16 protein-coding genes and 6 tRNA genes are annotated in these 19583 nt (G+C 43.7%); all 22 read left to right on the top strand.

Going from position 1 to position 19583, the window contains the following annotated elements; genetic code table 11:
* Positions 1 to 137 precede the first annotated feature (137 nt).
* The 22 genes from DW159_RS06175 (at position 138) to clpB (ending at position 19539) form a co-directional block, all read left to right on the top strand.
* A tRNA-Asn gene (locus tag DW159_RS06175) sits at positions 138 to 209 on the top strand.
* Positions 210 to 225: 16 nt separating this feature from the next.
* A tRNA-Glu gene (locus DW159_RS06170) sits at positions 226 to 297 on the top strand.
* A gap of 16 nt (positions 298 to 313) precedes the next feature.
* Positions 314 to 386 (top strand) — tRNA-Thr (locus tag DW159_RS06165).
* Positions 387 to 424: 38 nt separating this feature from the next.
* Positions 425 to 506, top strand: a tRNA-Tyr gene (locus tag DW159_RS06160).
* 14 nt (positions 507 to 520) lie between these two features.
* Positions 521 to 594 (top strand) — tRNA-Met (locus DW159_RS06155).
* An 11-nt stretch (positions 595 to 605) separates the two neighbouring features.
* Positions 606 to 678 (top strand) — tRNA-Phe (locus tag DW159_RS06150).
* A gap of 115 nt (positions 679 to 793) precedes the next feature.
* Positions 794 to 973, top strand: a complete 180-nt coding sequence (locus DW159_RS06145) for a DUF951 domain-containing protein (protein ID WP_015533982.1) — start codon at positions 794 to 796, stop codon at positions 971 to 973.
* Positions 974 to 1958: 985 nt separating this feature from the next.
* Positions 1959 to 3629 (top strand): Na+/H+ antiporter NhaC family protein, encoded by a 1671-nt coding sequence (locus DW159_RS06140; protein ID WP_117549387.1) that lies wholly within the window; start codon positions 1959 to 1961, stop codon positions 3627 to 3629.
* A gap of 283 nt (positions 3630 to 3912) precedes the next feature.
* A complete protein-coding gene (locus DW159_RS06135) occupies positions 3913 to 4902 on the top strand; it encodes an AAA family ATPase (RefSeq protein WP_117549385.1) in 990 nt (329 codons plus the stop codon).
* A 16-nt stretch (positions 4903 to 4918) separates the two neighbouring features.
* Entirely contained in the window at positions 4919 to 5809 is an 891-nt protein-coding gene (locus tag DW159_RS06130) for a DUF58 domain-containing protein (RefSeq protein WP_117549383.1), read from the top strand.
* A gap of 45 nt (positions 5810 to 5854) precedes the next feature.
* The gene (locus DW159_RS06125; protein WP_117549381.1) at positions 5855 to 6331 is read left to right on the top strand and encodes a hypothetical protein; all 477 of its coding nucleotides are present in this window, start codon (positions 5855 to 5857) and stop codon (positions 6329 to 6331) included.
* Positions 6322 to 7353: a VWA domain-containing protein gene (locus DW159_RS06120; protein ID WP_117549379.1), complete on the top strand. Its 1032-nt coding sequence runs from the start codon at positions 6322 to 6324 to the stop codon at positions 7351 to 7353. The genes DW159_RS06125 and DW159_RS06120 overlap by 10 nt, the downstream gene beginning before the upstream one ends.
* 19 nt (positions 7354 to 7372) lie before the next feature.
* Positions 7373 to 8320 (top strand): vWA domain-containing protein, encoded by a 948-nt coding sequence (locus DW159_RS06115; RefSeq protein ID WP_015533976.1) that lies wholly within the window; start codon positions 7373 to 7375, stop codon positions 8318 to 8320.
* Positions 8317 to 9060, top strand: a complete 744-nt coding sequence (locus DW159_RS06110) for a tetratricopeptide repeat protein (RefSeq protein ID WP_117549377.1) — start codon at positions 8317 to 8319, stop codon at positions 9058 to 9060. The genes DW159_RS06115 and DW159_RS06110 overlap by 4 nt, the downstream gene beginning before the upstream one ends.
* A gap of 124 nt (positions 9061 to 9184) precedes the next feature.
* Entirely contained in the window at positions 9185 to 9616 is a 432-nt protein-coding gene (locus DW159_RS06105; protein WP_015533974.1) for a hypothetical protein, read from the top strand.
* Between the two features lie 2 nt (positions 9617 to 9618).
* Complete coding sequence (locus tag DW159_RS06100; RefSeq protein WP_117549375.1) at positions 9619 to 10641, top strand: hypothetical protein; 1023 nt, start codon at positions 9619 to 9621, stop codon at positions 10639 to 10641.
* A gap of 91 nt (positions 10642 to 10732) precedes the next feature.
* Positions 10733 to 11656, top strand: coding sequence for a diadenylate cyclase CdaA (cdaA, locus tag DW159_RS06095; RefSeq protein WP_117549373.1), 924 nt, complete (start codon positions 10733 to 10735; stop codon positions 11654 to 11656).
* Positions 11646 to 12905: a CdaR family protein gene (locus DW159_RS06090; RefSeq protein ID WP_158547583.1), complete on the top strand. Its 1260-nt coding sequence runs from the start codon at positions 11646 to 11648 to the stop codon at positions 12903 to 12905. Before cdaA ends, DW159_RS06090 begins: the two co-directional genes overlap by 11 nt.
* Before the next feature lie 23 nt (positions 12906 to 12928).
* Positions 12929 to 13651 carry an NAD-dependent protein deacylase gene (locus DW159_RS06085; protein WP_117549370.1) on the top strand — a complete coding sequence of 241 codons (723 nt, stop codon included), beginning with the start codon at positions 12929 to 12931 and terminating at the stop codon, positions 13649 to 13651.
* 60 nt (positions 13652 to 13711) lie between these two features.
* Complete coding sequence (locus DW159_RS06080) at positions 13712 to 15160, top strand: glycoside hydrolase family 1 protein (protein WP_117549368.1); 1449 nt, start codon at positions 13712 to 13714, stop codon at positions 15158 to 15160.
* 207 nt (positions 15161 to 15367) lie between these two features.
* Positions 15368 to 16831: an LPXTG cell wall anchor domain-containing protein gene (locus tag DW159_RS06075; RefSeq protein ID WP_117549366.1), complete on the top strand. Its 1464-nt coding sequence runs from the start codon at positions 15368 to 15370 to the stop codon at positions 16829 to 16831.
* A gap of 131 nt (positions 16832 to 16962) precedes the next feature.
* The gene (clpB, locus tag DW159_RS06070) at positions 16963 to 19539 is read left to right on the top strand and encodes an ATP-dependent chaperone ClpB (protein ID WP_117549364.1); all 2577 of its coding nucleotides are present in this window, start codon (positions 16963 to 16965) and stop codon (positions 19537 to 19539) included.
* The last annotated feature ends 44 nt before the right edge of the window (positions 19540 to 19583 follow it).

Genomic DNA, 19583 nt, shown 5'->3' with positions numbered 1-19583 from the left:
TAAGAGATAAGCTTTAGAAGATACCTCTTTCTGTGTGAAATTCTGAAGGTACAAGTTAAAAAAATATAAAAAACACTTGCATTTTCAAGTCAAATGTGTTAACATTGACAAAGACGCCGTGGTTTACCAGGTGATATTCCTCGATAGCTCAATGGTAGAGCACTCGGCTGTTAACCGAGGGGTTGTAGGTTCGAGCCCTACTCGGGGAGCTGCTTTTGAAAACCTGGCCCCATGGTCAAGCGGTTAAGACATCGCCCTTTCACGGCGGTAACACGGGTTCAAATCCCGTTGGGGTCATTTGACAATTAAATATGCCGATGTGGCTCAATTGGCAGAGCAGCTGATTTGTAATCAGCAGGTTATCGGTTCGAGTCCGATCATCGGCTTTTTGCTTAAAGCAAGAAGTTGCCAAAAAGCAATAAATGGGTGGATTCCCGAGTGGCCAAAGGGGACAGACTGTAAATCTGCTGCGTAATGCTTCGATGGTTCGAATCCATCTCCGCCCATTTTATTTTTTTGCCGCGGGGTGGAGCAGTCTGGAAGCTCGTCGGGCTCATAACCCGAAGGTCATAGGTTCAAATCCTGTCCCCGCTATTTTTATGTAAGCCCAGATAGCTCAGTTGGTAGAGCAGAGGACTGAAAATCCTCGTGTCGCTGGTTCGATTCCAGCTTTGGGCACTAGATGAAAAGCTGAAACTTTTATGAGTTTCAGCTTTTATTTGTTTATGCGGGCAAAGCCCTCCAAAACGTACAGTATGTATATTTATAGGATTCCGAAGGAGGAGATATCAGAATGGTATTTGAGGTTGGACAGGTTATAAAGATGAAGAAGGCGCATCCTTGTGGAACGAATTCCTGGGAGATACTCAGAGTAGGAATGGATTTCAGACTCAGATGTACTGGCTGTGATCATCAGGTCATGGTGCCCAGAAAATTGGTGGAGAAGAACTTCAAGGGATTTATTGAAGAATAAAAAAGAAGCAGGATCATGATTAGGCGATTATGATTCTGCTTCTTTTTTTATATAAAGTTTTTTGTGAGCCGATTGAGTATAACTTATATATTAGCTTTACTCTCTTTAAGGGAGGAGCGCAGCCGCTTGACGGCTGCGCCAATTAAGGGATTGGGGGGTGTAGTCATTTCTGACTACAAAAAAGGGAGTAAATAACAAAAAATAGTAAATTGTCAAATTTCAGTGTAAGCTGTCAACGCTTTCTGTTGTTTTTCTGTATCTCTTGCTTACAAGTTGATAATATGATAAATGGATCAGGATTGCAATAGCATTTGGCTCATTTAGGTTATAATGCCATATTTGTTGGCGATTTTGACTGTTTTTGACTGCTTTTGCATGTATAATCGTAAAAAATCATCTGATGTTACATAACGCAATGATATTGCGCAAGTTGCACACAGTCAAGTTGCGCAATACAGAAGAGATATATAATAATAAAAGAGCAGAATCACGATTAGACGATCATGCTTCTGCTCTTTTTATTTATATAAGATTTTTTGTGAGCTGATATTGAATATATCATAACCTTTGGTTACTCGCCTTTAAGGGAGGGACGCAGCCGCTTGACGGCTGCGTCAATTAAGGGATTGGGGGGTGTAGTCATTTCTGACTACGAAAAAAGGGAGTAAAAACAAAAAATAGTAAATTGTCAAATTCCAGTGTAAGCTGAAGATGTTTCTGCTGTTCTTGTATCTCTTGCTTACAAGCTGATAATATGACATAAATGTTATTTATGCAATAGCATTTGATTGTTTTCCGTCATATTCACATATTCATAATAAATTTTGACTGTTTTTGACTGAAAAGGAAAAAAATCAGACATTTGTACTATTCAAATGGCATGCTTATGTGATATAACTTTACTTATATGACGTGATAATACATTATTTCACAGATGAATTATCACAGATAATATGCATACGAAAAAAGATCAGGGAGGATCAAGATGAAGAGCAGCAAGAAAAATCTTATTGCCATCGCCGTGGTAATTCTCATTATTGCGGTTCTCGGAATTCTGTCTATATATGTAGATAAGATTCCATCGCCATCGACATATGCGACATTCTGGGCACTTGTACCATCGGTTGTCGCTATCACGCTGGCACTTATAACGAAGGAGGTTTACAGTTCACTGTTTATAGGAATTGTAATAGGAAGTGTGTTTGCCTCCGGATTCAGTTTTACGGGCAGTATATCGAATGTACTGCAGGATGGACTGATCGCACAGCTTTCAGATTCATATAATGTAGGTATACTGATATTCCTTGTCATTCTTGGAACCATAGTTGCACTTATGAACAAGGCAGGTGGATCCAAGGCATTTGGTGACTGGGCAGCTACCCATATCAAGACCAGACAGGGCGCGCAGCTCTGCACAGTTCTTCTGGGAGTTCTGATATTTATCGATGACTATTTTAACTGTCTCACAGTCGGTAGCGTTATGAAGCCTGTAACTGATAAACACAGGATATCAAGGGCGAAGTTTGCATATGTTATAGATGCAACAGCGGCACCTATATGTATCATAGCCCCTGTATCATCATGGGCTGCGGCCGTCAGTGGATTTGTAAAGGGTGAGGATGGCTTTGGCCTGTTTATAAAGGCCATACCATATAACTATTATTCATTCCTCACACTTGCGATGATGATCGCAATGATCGTTATGAAGGTTGAGTTTGGTTCCATGGAGAAGCATGAGCTCAATGCCCTGAAGGGAGATCTTCTCTCAATGGGAGATGGCAAGAAGACTGTCACAGCAGAGGAGACTGATGTGGTCAACAGCAACGGCAAGGTAGTTGATCTTATAATACCTATCATATGTCTTGTTATCTGCTGCATTATAGGAATGATCTACACAGGTGGATTCTTCAGCGGTGTAAGCTTTGTAGAGGCATTCTCAAACAGTGATGCATCTGTTGGACTTGCAATTGGAAGCTTGTTCGGACTGCTTATTACAATTCTTCTGTATGTGATAAGAGGAGTCCTGGATTTTGGCAAATGTATGGAGGCTATACCTGAGGGCTTCAAGGCAATGGTACCGGCTATATTGATCCTTACATTTGCTTGGACGCTCAAGGGAACAACCGATATGATGGGTGCAAAGGATTTCGTACAGACAGCAATGACATCTGCATCGGGAAGTCTGTTCAGTTTCCTTCCTGCAGTTATATTTATAGTTGGATGTCTCATGGCGTTTGCAACAGGAACATCATGGGGAACATTTGGAATACTTATTCCTATTGTGTGCGCAGTATTTGAGGGCAAGAATAATGAACTCATGATAATAGCTATATCAGCATGTATGGCCGGTGCAGTATGTGGAGATCATTGCTCACCTATATCAGATACCACTATCATGGCATCAGCGGGAGCACAGTGTAACCATGTAAACCATGTGGCCACACAGCTCCCATATGCGATAACAGCAGCTATAATGTCATTTGTGGCATATGCGATAGTTGGACCGATTACATATCGTCTACATGTTAAGTGGTTTATCATGCTTCCGATATTCATAGCAATGATGGTCCTTCTGGTATTTGTACTCAGGGTCATCAAGCGCAGGAATCCTGCAAGTTATGTGAATGCGAATACTAGAGTAGCGGATGCGGAGTAGGCAGATTAAATTGCAAATAAAAGGTATATTTATCGAAAAAAATAGTTGACTTATGATGGAACATAAGTTAATATGTGAGAGTAGAGTTTTCATTTATTTGAATCCTCTCTCCCCTCATTATGGTGACCAGGTACCCCCTGGTCACTTTTTTGTTTATATGGACAAAATATAGCATGGTCACTTTATATTTGTTAACTTGTGCAATCACATGTAAAGGTATATTCTATATACCATAGATGCTGGGGAGATAGACATCATAATAAATAAAGGAAAGAGAGTAGTTATGCAGGATAACAGAGAGATAACAAATGAAGAAGTCCAGAAGGCTTCGGAGATAATCAATAATTTGCTGAGTTACTATAACAGTAAGGTTGTGGGACAGCCTTATCTGGGATATTCACTTCTGGTTGCAATGATGACAAACGGTCATGTGCTTCTGGAATCCGTTCCGGGACTTGCCAAGACCACTGCTGCCAGGGTTATGACAGAGGCGGTTAATGGATCATTTTCAAGGATCCAGTGTACACCGGATCTTATACCGAGCGACATAATTGGAACCCAGATGTACAACATGGCGACCAATACATTTGAGGATAAGATAGGTCCGGTTTATTCGAACTTTGTACTACTCGATGAGATAAACAGGTCCAGTGCGAAGACACAGAGTGCCATGCTGGAGGCGATGCAGGAGCGAGAGGTCAGTATAGGAGGAAAGACATATAAGCTGCCGGAGGTGTTCGTGGTAATAGCGACCCAGAATCCAATCGAATCTGAGGGTACGTATGTGCTGTCAGAGGCACAGCTTGACAGATTCCTTCTCAAGGAGACTGTGACATATCCAAGCGCAAGGGATGAGATGGAGATACTCAACAGAGTGGAGGCAGGAGTTTTTTCAGACGTGAAATCCGTTGCCAGCGTTGACGATGTGGTGTATCTTCAGAAGCTGTGCAAGAGGATTTATATAGATCCGGCGATAAAGAAATATATAGTTGATATAGTTCAGGCAACCAGAATGACGGATAAGATACTTGTACCTGAGCTTGCACAGTATGTTGCCATGGGTGCGAGCACAAGAGCGGCTATTGCGTTCATGGAGGTAGCAAAGGCGATCGCACTTATAAATGGGAGAAGATATTGTGTTCCTGATGATGTGAAAGCACTCAGATATTCAGTCCTGAGACACAGGATCATGCTTACATTTGCCGCTGTTGCGGAAGACGTGAAGATTGAGAAGATTATAGATGCCATAATAGGTTCGGTTAAGACGCCGTAGGGGAAGACAGTTAATTATGAAGATGACATATATATCCAGAATACAGGGAAATATGAAGGGATATAAGACCATATATACTACCAAGGCAACGTCGAGGATAATCGATGGTTCGTACAATTCCATCTATAAGGGCAGGAGTATGAACTTTGATGAGCTCAGGGAGTATGTCGTTGGCGATGATATCAAGGACATGGACTGGAAAGCATCTGCCAGGAGCCAGAAGCTTCTGGTCAGACAGTATATCGCCGAGAAGAAGCATAATATAATGCTGGTGATGGATGCCGGAAAACGTATGCTTGGATATGCCAATGATGTTCAGGAGAAGAGTGACGTTGCACTTATGGCGGCAGGAACCCTGGCATATATGGTGTGTGACAATGGTGATTATGTGAGCGCTACTTATGTTTCAGACAGGGGCGTGGAGCACTATCCGTTTAAGACAGGCTTTGCAAATGTCGAAAATATTCTTGCGGGTTACCACAGGAACGTTACCATGACTAATGACTCGGATACGGGGGATGCGCTGAGCTTCATTGCGAGGAATTTCAGGAGGAGAATGATCATACTTGTGGTGACGGACACCAGAGGTATCCTGAATATGTCGGAGGCAACTGTAAAGCAGTTAAAGGTACTGCATGATATACTGCTTATAAATGTTGAGGATGCCGGGATGAACGGTAAGAATGTATATGACTTATCCGGTGACACATATATTCCTGAATTTTTTACCAGGGACATGAAGCTGGCAAAGAAGGAAGAGAGGAAAAGGCAGGAGCTTTCAAGTGCCTGTGACGACAAGCTTAAGAAACTTGGTATTTCGTACCTGACGGTCAGGTCTTCTGACAGCATGGATGAAAAGATAGTAGAGCTGCTCAACAAGCACAAGACTGAGAGCTCTGGAAAGTAGTTAAATGGGCTGATGCCCGGAGATAAGAGGAAGAAGATATAAGATATGGAAAGTTCAGTGAATTTGCAGGAGCCGCTTTCGTATGTGGTATGGCCGATCGTGCTGACCGGAGTGATAACAGCCGCAGTGCTGTTGTTCTTTGGTGTCTGCTGGTATCTGAGAAGACGTAGAAAAATGGCGGCGGAGCTGCCGAAGGTGGTGAAGCCTGCGCCTATGGATATGGGTAGAGTGAAGACCAGATATCTGTCAGAACTGGCGGATATTGCGGGACAGTATGATCAGGGAAAACTTGATGTAAGAGGTGCATATCAGCGTATGAGCCGTTGTATCAGGGGATTTGTTCATGCTGCAACCGGCATAAGGGTTCAGAATTACACTCTGTATGATATAGAAAGATTAAACATGCCGGAGCTGTACTATCTTGTGGCTGAGTATTATGCGCCGGAATTTGCAAGAAAGTCCGATGGTGATGTGAGGGCTTCCCTTGAGAAGACAAGGAGTTTGATTGAGAGATGGCAATAAAATATCATATTGTTCTATATGCAGGCCTGGCTATTGCGCTGTTTATGCTGGTATTTGTGTTTGTGAAATACAAAAAGACAAAGGAATATGCCGGAGGGAAAAAGATCGCAGGGCTCATATGCCAGGAAGATGAGGCATATTTCAGGAAAAGAAAAATATTATATAAGACCGGGCTTACAGCCACGCTCATATGCTGCGTACTGGTTGTCGTATCGGCATTCCTGCTCATGGCAAAACCATACACGAGCAGGCGTATGCAGGATGAAAAGTATTGTAGGGACATCATTCTGTGTATCGACATATCAACATCCGTGGATTATCTCAACGAGAATCTGCTGGACAAGCTGAAGAAAACAGTTGATGAGCTTCAGGGCGAACGTTTTGGAATCGTGATATTTAACACAAGTCCGGTGCTGCTTACTCCGCTCACGGATGATTATGAGTATGTGAAGGATCAGCTTGATCTGATCGCACAGTGTCTGAAGAGCAGAAATGAAGTGAATCTGGACGATGCATTTTCATCGGGGTACGACTGGATATATTATCAGGCATATATATCATCTGGAACTCTGATCGGAAATGAGCAGAGGGGAAGCTCACTTATAGGGGACGGCCTTGCTGCTGCGGCAATTGATTTTTCGGATGCTGACAAGGAGAGGACAAAGGTGGTAATATTCTCCACTGACAATGATATACAGGGAACACCGGTGGCAACTCTGGATGAGGCGACCGATATATGTGTTTCAAACAATGTCACGGTGTATGGAGTTGGAACAAAGGAGATGACACCGGAAAACAAGGAGTCCATGAAGAATGCGGTGGAGAAGACCGGTGGTAAATTCTATCTTGAGGAGGAATCCGGATCATTTGGAGAGATAGTATCATCGATAGAAAAGCTGAGTAAGAATCTGGTCAAGGTGAGGATGGTGGATGTTGAGACACCTGAGCTGTTATATCCATTTGTATTGATGCTGGTTCTGTTTGCAGGAATGCTGGGACTTGGCCGCTGGCTCAAATTATAAGACGTTACAGGAGAGAATTATGAGAATAGATCCAATTATACCAATCTGGCTTATGCTCATATTGTGCGTTGGCATGGCGTTCCTGAAAAGGCGGAAGAGAAGCGCATATATAAGGCAGATAGCTGCCATCATACTGATATTTCTCATCAATCTGAGGATCATGGTCCCAAGCAGCAACGTGGAGACAAGTGTCCGGAAGCTTGACACATATGTGCTGTTCGTTGTGGATGACACCATAAGCATGCTGGCTCAGGATTATGCTGGGGATACAGAGAGGCTGACGGCGGTGAAGAAAGACTGCGAGCACATAGTTGATGAGATGGACGGTGCTAAATTTGCGGTCATAACCTTCAATAATAGTGCAAATCTGATATCGCCATATTCGGATGATTCAAATTTTGCAAAAAGTGTTCTGGATTCAATATATCCGCTGGATTCGCTATATGCCAGGGGGTCGTCCATGAATGTCTGCATAGATGTGATGACGGATACCCTTAAGCGTGCAAAGGAGAAAAATGATGGAAATGTGGTCGTGTTCTTTATAAGCGATGGTGAAATAACCAATGACGACAGACTCAAGTCATTTGACGGGGCGAAAAAATATATTGATGGAGGCGCAGTGTTGGGGTACGGCACAAAGGAAGGCGGCAACATGTATGTGAAATCATATTACGATGACCGGAAGGAGCTGCTTGAGGACACATCGGACTACCCGTATAAACCAGCGGTGTCGAAGATCGATGAGGATAATCTGAAAAAGATTGCCGATGATCTGGGCGTCGACTATATAAATATGAACGATGGTTCTGCGCTGGATAAGGTTGTGGAGAAGTCACGGGGAACCGCTGAGTCAACGGATAAGGGTAAGACCATAGGATATGTGGATATATATTATCTGTTTGCAGCATTATTTGCAGGACTTGTTGTATATGAATTTTTTGATATGAGAAAGAAAGTCATAAAATGAAAAACAGATCAGGAATAATAAAGATCGTTGCTGCAGTGACCGGAGCTGTCAGCCTGCTGTGTATGGCGGTGCTTCTGGTGAATTATCTGTGCAATGAGCATTTTATAAGTGAATACAAAAATGGACAATATGTGGACAGCACAGTGAACGCCGTGCTTGGCTTTACTCAGCCACATATATACCATTATAATCTTGGTGATGTATATTACAGTCAGGGAGATTACGAGGGCGCCGAGCAGGAGTTTCGTAAGGCACTTGAAAAGAAGCCGGGTGGTGAGTCCGACTGTAAGACAAGGGTCAACCTTGCGCTGTCCATAGTGAAGCAGATAGATCCTGAGGGTGTTACCAAAGAGAATCTGGATGAGGTGATAGACATACTTGAGGGGGCAAAGGACATTCTCATAGAGAATGACTGCGCCCACAGGGATGATGATGATGGACATTACGAGGATGCACAGACTCTGAAGGATGAGATAGATGCCTTTGAGGAACAGCTCAGGAAGCAGACGGAGGAACAGGATCAGAAAGGTGATCAGGATCCAAATGACCAGAAGGATCAGGGCAGTGACGATGAAAACGAAGAGGATACACAGGAGCCTCAGTCTTCTGATAAGGAATCGGAGATACGAAAGCAGCTCGATGCCATCCAGGGAGACAGTCTTGAGCAACGAAATCAGGAGATGGATGCATACGAGACATACAAAAATGAACATGATTATTACGGCGGACGCACTTGGTGATCCTACATTAATAGACATTAAATTCTAAATATAAAACTTGCGCAATATTAAGACGCGGGGTATAATACTGCTAGTTATGGTCATTTGTGGAAAAGTGACCAGAATAAGGAGATAGAATCGAGCAATGGTAAATGAAGAAAAGGTCATTCTAATGACGAAGATCGCCATGTACAAGGAGTCGCTTGGACGTGAGGATCTCGAAAAGGGTAAATATTTTCAAAGTGACTATGTGAAGCTTAACTGTCTTAAGACAATTGTTTCATCTACGGTGCTGTTTGTAGTTTTTGCCGCAGCTTACATATACTATAATCTTGCAGATATAGTTGAGAAGCTCACAGAGCTTGACTATGTGAAGGTGGCGAGCAGCATTGTGGGCGGCTATGCAGTGGTGTGTATTGCATTTGCGCTTTTCGCGTGGGTCTTATATACATACAGATATATGAAGGCAAAGCCAAAACTCATAAAGTATAACCAGAATCTTAAGAAACTGATAGAATTTTATGAGAACGAGGACGGAACACGCCGTTCTGTCAAAAAAAAGAGGAGGGCTAACTGATAATGTCAACACTTCTGGATTTCCGCGATGGAGTAAAGAATTTTTGTAGTAAGTATGATAAATTTGTTTCACCACTGTGTAAGTTTATACTGGCACTTGTTGTGTTCTGGTCAATAAACCATCTCACAGGATATAACAGCACGATAAGCAGTATCGTAGTGGTCCTGGCAGCAGCTTTTGTGTGTGCGTTCCTTTCAGGCCAGCTCACACTTGCCATTGCAGGACTGTACGCATGTGCCCAGGTTGCCAGCGCAAGTCTGGAGCTTGGAATCTCATTTATTGTCATATTTGTGATAATGTATTGTGTATATATAAGATTTTTCCCTAAGGCATCATGGATCATTCTGTTTATGCCATTCTTTTACATTATAAAGTTCCAGTATTTCATGCCGATCCTGGCTGGAATGACAGCTGGATTCACAGGAATGGTTCCTGCAGCATTTGGCTGTATATTCTACTTCTTCCTGAAGCATACTGCTGATTACGTCGCTTTAAGCTCAAGTTCAGCAGAGGGTGATCTGATAGAGGGATACAAGTATATTTTCCAGCATCTGGTACAGGATAAGACACTTCTGCTCACCATAATAGTGTTTGCAGTTGTTATAGTTCTTACATACATAATATATAGAATGTCATTTGCATATTCATGGTACGTTGCCATCATCACAGGCGGTGTGGTAGAGATCATACTGTTCCTGGTTGGAACTTTGTCCATGGAAGTTGAGGTATCCCTTGCGGGGGCTCTGCTTGGATGCATACTGGCGATACTGGTGGCCATAGTGGTTCAGTTCTTCAAGATAGTTGTGGACTACTCAAGTGTTGAGAATACACAGTTTGAGGACGATGACTACTACTACTATGTAAAGGCTGTGCCAAAGGTCATGGGTGGTGCCCAGAGAAAGGCAGCCAGAAGAGAGCAGCCATCGCCAAGACCACAGCAGAAGAGGACGACTTCGTCCGGATCAGGCGCACAGAGAAGCCGGTCTGCGGCAAAGGAAGATTCTGTTACAGGATCAACAAGATAGATACATTGAAAAGAGCTTACATGTGAGTGACCTGACTTTTGTCAGGTCACATTAATTATACGGAGTATTTATATACCGAAAGGAGGATGAAATGGATAAGATATCAACGTTTATATCAACGTATTTTGATTGGTTTTATATAACAGTTCCAGGCACAGTAGATATAATAGAGATACTTATTTTGTCATTCTTTATATACAGGATCATGTTGTGGTTCAAGCAGAGCAGAGCATGGACTCTTCTGAAGGGTATAGTTATGATCGTGCTCTTCACTGCCATTGCGGCGATGTTCCAGTTCAATACGATCTTATATCTGCTTAAGAATGCATTCAGTGTGGGAATAATTGCGGTGGTGATCCTGTTCCAGCCGGAGTTCAGACGAGGACTTGAACAGCTTGGAAGAAAGAAGCTGATCAATTACATTATACGAGATGGCGAGGATGATGGTGTTATATCGGAGAAAACGATATATGAGCTTGTGAAGACGGCCCAGGTCCTGTCTGCAAACCGTACCGGTGCACTCATAGTCATTGAGAATGAAGTTGCACTGGGCGAGTATATTGATACGGGAATACCGATCGATGCGGTCGTGACTAACCAGTTACTTCTCAATATATTTGAGCACAACACACCGCTTCATGATGGTGCGGTGATTATAAGAAAGAACAGGGTGGTTTCTGCCACATGTTATCTGCCACTGTCTGCAAATGACTCCATCAACAAGGAGCTTGGAACACGACACAGAGCCGGTATAGGTATCAGTGAGGTGTCAGACAGTATGACTCTTATCGTATCTGAGGAGACAGGTTCAATATCCATTGCACAGGGAGGCGAGCTCTTCAGGAATCTGGACAGCGAGGGCGTGAGAAGTCATCTTCAGACGCTGTGCAAGGAGTATAACGGAAGAAAGAGCCACAGGTCTTCAGGTGTCCGTCCGGTTAAGCGGAGAAAGAGAGTCGTTGTGGAGAATAAGAATAAAGCTTCCAGAAAGGAGGCTGATGAGAATGAAAAATAACAGCGCAGAGCCTAAGAAAAAGGCAAATAAGATATACAGCAATATAGGTCTTAAGCTTCTGTCGGTTGTGCTTGGATTTCTGGTGTGGCTTCTTGTACTGAATATCGATGATTCAGCCGTGACAAGGACCATAAGGGACATTCCGGTCAATCTGGTAAATACTGACGCCATAACAAGTCAGAATCAGTTGTACACGATAACTTCAGGTGATACCGTGGATATAGTCGTCAAAGGACGTAAATCACTTATAAGTGATCTTGATGCGTCGGATTTCAAGGCTGTAGCGGATATGTCAAAGATATCCATAACAAATGCGGTGCCTATCACTGTAACTGCGAACAGCACCAACATAGCTAAAAAGGTCAGCATAACTGTTGTGGACAACGTGCTGTCAGTTGAACTTGAGGACGAGAAGTCAGTGTCAGTTCCTGTGTCCGTGGTGACAACAGGCGAGGTTGCTTCCGGATATACGGTTGGTAACAGTGTGGCAGCTCCAAACCTCATAACGATAAAGGGTGCTGCAAGTATAGTTTCGAGCATAGATCGTGCAGAGGTGACAGTTGATGTGACCAGTGCAAAGGATGATATAACGACAAACTGTACGCCTGTATTTGTAACCGCTGATGGTGAGAAGGTATCAGACAAGTCGATATCCTACGATGAGATATCGATAGCAGTCACAGTTCCGGTATACAAGACTAAGAATATACCTGTTCATGTGGATGTCACAGGAGATCCTGCGGATGGATATCTTGTATCAGATATAACATATGTACCGGAGACCGTTGATATAGGTGGAGACGCATCGATAATAAAGGATATAACAAGCCTTGATATAACGGATGTTGATGTGAGCGGATGTACAGCAGATGTTGAGACTACACTTGATGTATCAAAGTATCTTCCAGAGGGTGTGGTCGTGACAAAGGAGAGCGCATACATCAATGTGAAGATAGCGATCGAGAAATCAGTTACAAGAAATATAACGGTGACCACAGGGGATATCATCCTGAGGGGCAAGCAGAGTGGATACAGCTATGAGATGAGCATGGGTGATAGCAATACGATAACCGTGAGCGGAATCTCAAGTGCGGTGTCCAAGGTATCGGCCAAGAGCCTGAAGCTGTCCATAGATGCTTCCAAGCTCTCATATGGCGATAATACGATCACGCTCAGTGTCCCTGATGGAGATAAGTACACCGTGGTAAATACGTGTACAGTTATGGTAAAGGTTACTGAGACACAGTAGTCATTGTCTGGAGGTGTATGTATATGGATACAGAAAAGTTGAATGAGCTGAGACAGATGATAGAAGATTCGGATAATATCGTTTTCTTTGGCGGTGCAGGAGTATCGACGGAGAGCGGTATACCAGATTTTAGAAGTGTGGATGGACTGTATAATCAGAAGTATAAGTATCCGCCGGAAACTATAATCAGCCACAGCTTTTACAGACGTAACCCGGAGGAATTTTACAGATTCTATAAGGACAAGATGATATTTGCTGATGCAAAGCCGAACAAGGCTCATATAAAGCTGGCGGAGCTTGAGAAACAGGGAAAGCTCAAGGCGGTGATAACGCAGAATATCGACGGACTTCACCAGATGGCAGGTAGCAGGAATGTCATAGAGCTCCATGGTTCTGTTCACAGAAATTACTGCGAACGGTGTCATGCATTTTACGATCTGGACTACATAGTGAATTCAGACGGTGTGCCTAAGTGTGATAAGTGTGGCGGCACAGTAAAACCGGATGTGGTGCTGTATGAGGAGGCACTTGATGAGGATAATATGTCGAGGGCACTCCAGTATATATCCGAGGCGGATACGATGATAATCGGTGGTACATCGCTTGTTGTGTATCCGGCAGCAGGACTTATCAGATATTTCAGGGGGCGGAAACTGGTGGTTATAAATATGTCCCCGACACAGTCGGACAGCAATGCGGATCTTCTGATAGCGGATAAGATAGGAGATGTGCTGGGCAGTCTGTAATAACGATAAAAAGGCATGGAGAAGGCATGCCTGATATAAATACGATATGGAGGGCGATTTATGTATTTTGAGAAATCCAAAGGTTTCCCGAAAGATTTTCTGTGGGGCAGTGCATCTGCCGCATATCAGGTTGAGGGAGCATGGAATGAGGATGGGAAAGGTCCATCCAACTGGGATGAGTTCGTGAGGATTCCGGGCAAGACATTCAAGGCAACTACCGGAGATAAGGCCGTGGATCACTACCACAGATATAAGGAAGATGTGGCACTTATGGCTGAGATGGGACTTAAGACTTACAGATTCTCAATATCCTGGCCGAGAATAATACCTGACGGCAACGGTGAGGTCAATGAGAAGGGACTCCAGTTCTATGATGATCTTATCAACGAGCTTGTAAAGAATAATATAGTTCCTATGGTGACCGTGTACCACTGGGATATGCCGCAGGCACTTGAGGAGCAGTATCACGGATGGGAGAGCAGGCGAATAGTCGATGATTTCGTCAGATATGCAAAGGTTCTGTTTGAGAGATACAGTGACAGGGTGAAACACTGGATAATCATGAATGAGCAGAATGTATTTACAGGTCTTGGCTGGAATGCAGGGATGCACCCACCAGGAAAGGTTGATGATCAGAAGATGTTCTATCAGGTAAACCATCATGCATTTATGGCACATGCCAAGAGCGTTATTGCACTTAAGGAGGTATGTCCGGATGCTAAGGTCGGATCATCCTTCGCATACACACCGTCATACGCATTTGACAGAAAGCCGGAGAATGCCATGGCGAAGATGGATTACGATGATCTTGAGAACTTCTACTGGATGGATATGTATGCATATGGCCGTTATCCAAGAGCTGCAAGGGCGTACCTTGAGAGCAAGGATCTGATGCCGGTTATAGAAGATGGAGATGACGAGATACTGAAGAAGGCTGCCTCTCTTATCGATTTCATGGGTGTAAATTACTACAGAACATGTGTTGCAGAGTACAATCCGATAGATGGAGTTGGCGCTACACATGAGATGAACACCACAGGCAAGAAGGGTACTGCAAAGGTGCAGGGCGTTCCGGGGCTCTACAAGAATCCTGCAAATGAATTCCTACCTACGACAGACTGGGATTGGACCATCGATCCGATGGGACTTCGCATGTGCTGCAGACAGATAACATCGAGATATGATCTTCCTATAGTCATATCTGAGAATGGCCTTGGCGCATTTGACAAGTTTGAGGATGGGGAGATCCATGATCCGTACAGGATAGATTACCTGAAACATCACATAGAGGAGCTCAAGAAAGCGTGTGATGATGGCTGCCGTGTCCTGGCATACTGCACATGGTCTTACACAGATCTTCTCAGCTGGCTCAACGGATATCAGAAGAGATACGGATTTGTGTATGTGGACAGAGAAGAGGACGAGAACAGTGGAACTCTGAACAGATACAAGAAGGATTCTTATTATTGGTACAAACATGTTATAGAGACCAATGGTGAGGAGCTGTGATAATAGAATAATATCAGAACAGGGAGAACCGGCACATAAGTGCTGGTTCTTTTTCGTACTAAAGTTATGCATTTAGTCATTTAATTTTTAAAACTAGCCGTTTGGCTAGTTTACTAAAAGCCCCAGTGTATTATAATTATTTGTTATGTTGATGGCAATATCTGGCAGTAACTGCCAGGAATTAAAGACAGGAGGAAAGGGATAATTATGAAATTAAAGAAATTGGTAACTGGGTTGATTATGGCATGTATATTTGCTGTAGTGATTATTGCGGGAAAGAACTCTGTGAAGGTGCAGGCCGCGGATGGGGATGTGGCAATTGTGACGGATGGCAATGGCGATGAGATCGGATCATATGCTACACTGGCTGATGCATTTGTAGCCGCACAGAATGGCTATACAATATGTATAATTAGTGATATATATGATCCTTCGGCTTCTATAGGATACAATGATGGTGAACATAATAAACATATCATTATAGATCTCAACGGTAAAAGTGTCACTTTGCAGATGATGAATTTTGATTATTCGTTATACGTGAAAAACGGAACATTAAATTGCGGTATCACAAATGGAAGTGTTGGATTTACTAATGCTATGCTGACTTTGTCAAATGTCAAATTCATTACGGATAGTATCAACTGGATGACAAAAGATGGAATCTGTCTGAATAATGGCTCAAATGTGACGCTCAACGGTTCACAGTGTTGGTTTGAAAAACTTGAGATGGATACAGACTGTGTATTTACGGTACAGAACAGTGACGGACTTAGCAACTTTGGGCATATTGCAGATGGATTTGACGGTGTGAAGGAGTTTGTACCAGAGGGACTTTCTGTAGAAGGAACGACAATCATTGATGATGAGACAGGAGCCAAGGCTAAGGATTTTATTCTCCGTTACCGCAGCTTGTCGGATGATGCAGATGTCGCTGTCAGCATTGCTCCAAAATCGTATGTGTACGATGGAAAAGAAAAGAAACCTGCGGTTACGGTTTCTTATGGCGGAAAGACTCTGACAGAGGGAAAAAGTTACTCATGTGTATATGCGGATAATATTGATGCGGGAACAGCTACAGTTACTATCAAGGGTGAGAATACCATGCATGGACAGATCGTGGAAGAGTTCACAATAGATAAGGCAAAGCAGAAGGCACCTACAGGTTTGGTCGCAACGGCAGAAACTGTGGATGGGAAAAATGATGGTCAGATATCTAATCTGAAGATGTCAATGGAATATAGTGTTGACAAGAAAAAATGGTTGGATTGTGAAAGCACGGTACTTAAGAAACTTGCAGATGGAAATTATTATGTGAGATATAAGGAGACCAAAAATTATTATGCATCTCCTGCTGCAAAGGTAGTGGTAAAGAAGGGGAATGTACCAGTAACAAATGAACCGACTACAAATGAACCAACTACAAATGAACCTTCAACTGAAAAACCAACGTCAAGTGAGCAGACGACAGAGAAGGTAACAACAGAGAGACAGACAACCGATGAGAAAACTAACGTGACCGCAACAGAGAATACAACTGTAGCAGACTCAAAAAAGGAGTCAGGTGCTCCAAATACCGGAGATGACGGAAATGTGGCATTGATGCTCATCGTCATGATGACATGTTTATTAGGGGCTGCCGGGGTGGTAGTTTACCGTAGAGAGAAATAATTTAAAATAATAAAAAAAATGTTAGCACTCAGTATTGACGAGTGCTAACAAGTGTGTTATATTATCATCAGACAGGGAAGTGATATTAAGGTATCAGTTCCCTGAAAGTTTAGTTTAGGAGGTAAACAGCTATGGAGATGGATAAATACACACGTAAATCGTTGGAAGTTGTAGAGAAAGCAAAAGAAAAAGCTCTGGAGTACGACAATCAGGAACTTACGCAGATGCACCTTTTGGCTGGCTTGCTTGAGATAGATGACAGTTTGATAGCCAAGATATTTGAGAAGATGGGCGTGAATGTTACTGGTGCCGTGAATGCGGTGGAGGATAAGCTGGCAAGGTTGCCGAAGGTCAGCGGTGGCAATATGTATGCCGGAAATAACTTCTCAAAGGCTCTCATCCAGGCAGAGAAGGAAGCAAAGCAGATGGGCGACACATATGTGTCTGTTGAGCATTTGTTCCTCGGCATGGTGGATAAGGCTGATTCGGATATCAAGGAGCTTCTCAAAGACTGGGGAGTCAGCAGGAATGCATTCCTCAAGGAGCTGGCAGAAATCAGAGGTAACCACAAGGTGGACAGCGATGATCCGGAGAGCTCATATGAGGCTATGGAGAAGTTCGGATATGATCTGGTCGAGAGGGCAAGACAGCAGAAACTTGACCCGGTAATAGGACGTGACGCTGAGATACGAAATGTGATCAGGATCCTGTCAAGGAAGACAAAGAACAATCCGGTGCTTATCGGTGAGCCTGGTGTAGGTAAGACTGCGGTTGTAGAGGGACTTGCACAGAGGATACTCAGAGGTGATGTGCCAGAGGGACTTAAGAACAAGAAGATATTTGCACTGGACATGGGAGCCCTTGTGGCCGGTGCCAAGTACAGAGGTGAATTTGAAGAGAGACTTAAGAATGTCCTTGATGAGGTTAAGAAGTCTGAGGGCGAGGTCATAATGTTTATTGATGAGCTCCACACCATTGTGGGAGCCGGTAAGACGGACGGTGCCATGGATGCGGGCAACATGCTCAAGCCTATGCTTGCAAGGGGTGAGCTGCACTGTATAGGTGCCACAACACTGAATGAGTACAGACAGTATATAGAGAAAGATGCGGCTCTTGAGAGACGTTTCCAGCCGGTTATGGTGGATGAACCAACAGTTGAAGATACAATATCTATTCTTCGAGGAATCAAGGAGAGATACGAAGTGTTCCATGGAGTTAAGATATCAGATGGTGCCCTTGTAAGCGCAGCGGTTCTTTCCAACAGATATATAACAGACAGATTCCTACCGGATAAGGCAATAGATCTTGTTGACGAGGCGTGTGCCATGATCAAGACAGAGCTTGATTCAATGCCTGTTGAAGTGGATGAGATCACACGTAAGATAATGCAGCTGGAGATTGAGGAGACAGCCCTTAAGAAGGAGGAGGATAATCTGTCAAAGCAGAGACTGGCAGACCTTCAGGCTGAACTGGCAGAACTCAAGGATCAGGCAAATTCCTTGAAAGCAAAGTGGGAGAACGAAAAGGCTGCAGTTGAGAAGATAAGGACCCTCAAGGAAGAGATGGAGCAGGTCAAGGCTGATATTCAGGCTGCACAGAGAAATTATGATCTGAACAAGGCAGCAGAGCTTCAGTATGGTAAGCTTCCAGCGATCCAGAAAGAGCTTGCAGAGGCTGAGTCCACAGCTTCAGATAAGGAGAGGGAGCTTGTCCATGAGGTAGTTTCAGAAGATGAGATATCGAAGATCGTATCCAAGTGGACAGGAATTCCTGTTGCAAAGCTTACTGAGAGCGAGAAGAGCAAGACCCTCAATCTTGCCAGCGAACTTAAGAAGAGAGTTGTAGGTCAGGATGAAGCCGTTGACTATGTCAGCGATGCGATCATCAGATCAAAGGCGGGAATAAAGGATCCTAGCAAACCGATAGGTTCATTTATCTTCCTTGGACCAACCGGTGTTGGTAAGACAGAGCTTGCAAAAAGTCTTGCAGCGGCATTGTTTGACAATGAGCAGAACATGGTTCGTATTGATATGAGTGAATACATGGAAAAGCACAGTGTGTCAAGACTTATAGGAGCGCCTCCGGGATATGTAGGTTATGATGAAGGCGGTCAGCTGACAGAGGCTGTTCGTAGAAAGCCATATTCGGTTGTCCTCTTTGATGAGATAGAGAAGGCACATCCGGATGTGTTCAATGTGCTCCTTCAGGTGCTTGATGATGGACGTATCACGGATTCTCAGGGCAGAACTGTGGACTTCAAGAATACGATCATTATCATGACATCAAATATCGGTGGTGCGGATATCGCAGCTGCCGGCGGAGAGATCACAGATGAACTGAAGAATGACGTAATGGCTCAGCTTAAGAGCAGATTCAGACCTGAGTTCCTGAACCGTATCGATGAGATCATCACATTCAGGGCACTGTCTAAGGACAACATCAGTGGTATAGTTGATCTTCTCATGGCAGATCTCAACAGCAGACTGGCAGACAGGGAGATCACTATCAAACTTACGGAGAGTGCAAAGCAGCACATCATCGATCAGGGATATGATCAGGTGTATGGCGCAAGACCGCTCAAGAGATATCTGCAGAAGAATGTGGAGACACTGGTTGCAAAGATGATACTTGCGGGCAGCGTAAGCACACAGTCAGCCATAGTCATCGATTATGATGGAACGGCTCTTGTGGCAGGAAATGAGAGATAAAATAATACAGGTCATACAGAGAAGGGCGCAGGAGTATTACTCCT

This window comes from Coprococcus sp. AM14-16 (assembly GCF_003434675.1).
Taxonomy (GTDB): Bacteria; Bacillota; Clostridia; order Lachnospirales; family Lachnospiraceae; genus Coprococcus; species Coprococcus aceti.
The sequence above is the reverse complement of the archived record's forward strand: the minus strand, read 5'-3'. Positions and strand labels throughout refer to the sequence as shown.

What these genes read in the sequence shown, in the direction of transcription:
- cdaA (WP_117549373.1), top strand. Translation starts at nt 10,733, where the DNA reads ATGGATAAGATATCAACGTTTATATCAACGTATTTTGATTGGTTTTAT.
- DW159_RS06110 (WP_117549377.1), top strand. Translation starts at nt 8,317, where the DNA reads ATGAAAAACAGATCAGGAATAATAAAGATCGTTGCTGCAGTGACCGGA.
- DW159_RS06130 (WP_117549383.1), top strand. Translation starts at nt 4,919, where the DNA reads ATGAAGATGACATATATATCCAGAATACAGGGAAATATGAAGGGATAT.
- DW159_RS06085 (WP_117549370.1), top strand. Translation starts at nt 12,929, where the DNA reads ATGGATACAGAAAAGTTGAATGAGCTGAGACAGATGATAGAAGATTCG.
- DW159_RS06135 (WP_117549385.1), top strand. Translation starts at nt 3,913, where the DNA reads ATGCAGGATAACAGAGAGATAACAAATGAAGAAGTCCAGAAGGCTTCG.
- DW159_RS06145 (WP_015533982.1), top strand. Translation starts at nt 794, where the DNA reads ATGGTATTTGAGGTTGGACAGGTTATAAAGATGAAGAAGGCGCATCCT.
- DW159_RS06115 (WP_015533976.1), top strand. Translation starts at nt 7,373, where the DNA reads ATGAGAATAGATCCAATTATACCAATCTGGCTTATGCTCATATTGTGC.
- DW159_RS06120 (WP_117549379.1), top strand. Translation starts at nt 6,322, where the DNA reads ATGGCAATAAAATATCATATTGTTCTATATGCAGGCCTGGCTATTGCG.
- DW159_RS06100 (WP_117549375.1), top strand. Translation starts at nt 9,619, where the DNA reads ATGTCAACACTTCTGGATTTCCGCGATGGAGTAAAGAATTTTTGTAGT.
- DW159_RS06105 (WP_015533974.1), top strand. Translation starts at nt 9,185, where the DNA reads ATGGTAAATGAAGAAAAGGTCATTCTAATGACGAAGATCGCCATGTAC.
- DW159_RS06125 (WP_117549381.1), top strand. Translation starts at nt 5,855, where the DNA reads ATGGAAAGTTCAGTGAATTTGCAGGAGCCGCTTTCGTATGTGGTATGG.
- DW159_RS06140 (WP_117549387.1), top strand. Translation starts at nt 1,959, where the DNA reads ATGAAGAGCAGCAAGAAAAATCTTATTGCCATCGCCGTGGTAATTCTC.
- DW159_RS06090 (WP_158547583.1), top strand. Translation starts at nt 11,646, where the DNA reads ATGAAAAATAACAGCGCAGAGCCTAAGAAAAAGGCAAATAAGATATAC.
- DW159_RS06080 (WP_117549368.1), top strand. Translation starts at nt 13,712, where the DNA reads ATGTATTTTGAGAAATCCAAAGGTTTCCCGAAAGATTTTCTGTGGGGC.
- clpB (WP_117549364.1), top strand. Translation starts at nt 16,963, where the DNA reads ATGGAGATGGATAAATACACACGTAAATCGTTGGAAGTTGTAGAGAAA.
- DW159_RS06075 (WP_117549366.1), top strand. Translation starts at nt 15,368, where the DNA reads ATGAAATTAAAGAAATTGGTAACTGGGTTGATTATGGCATGTATATTT.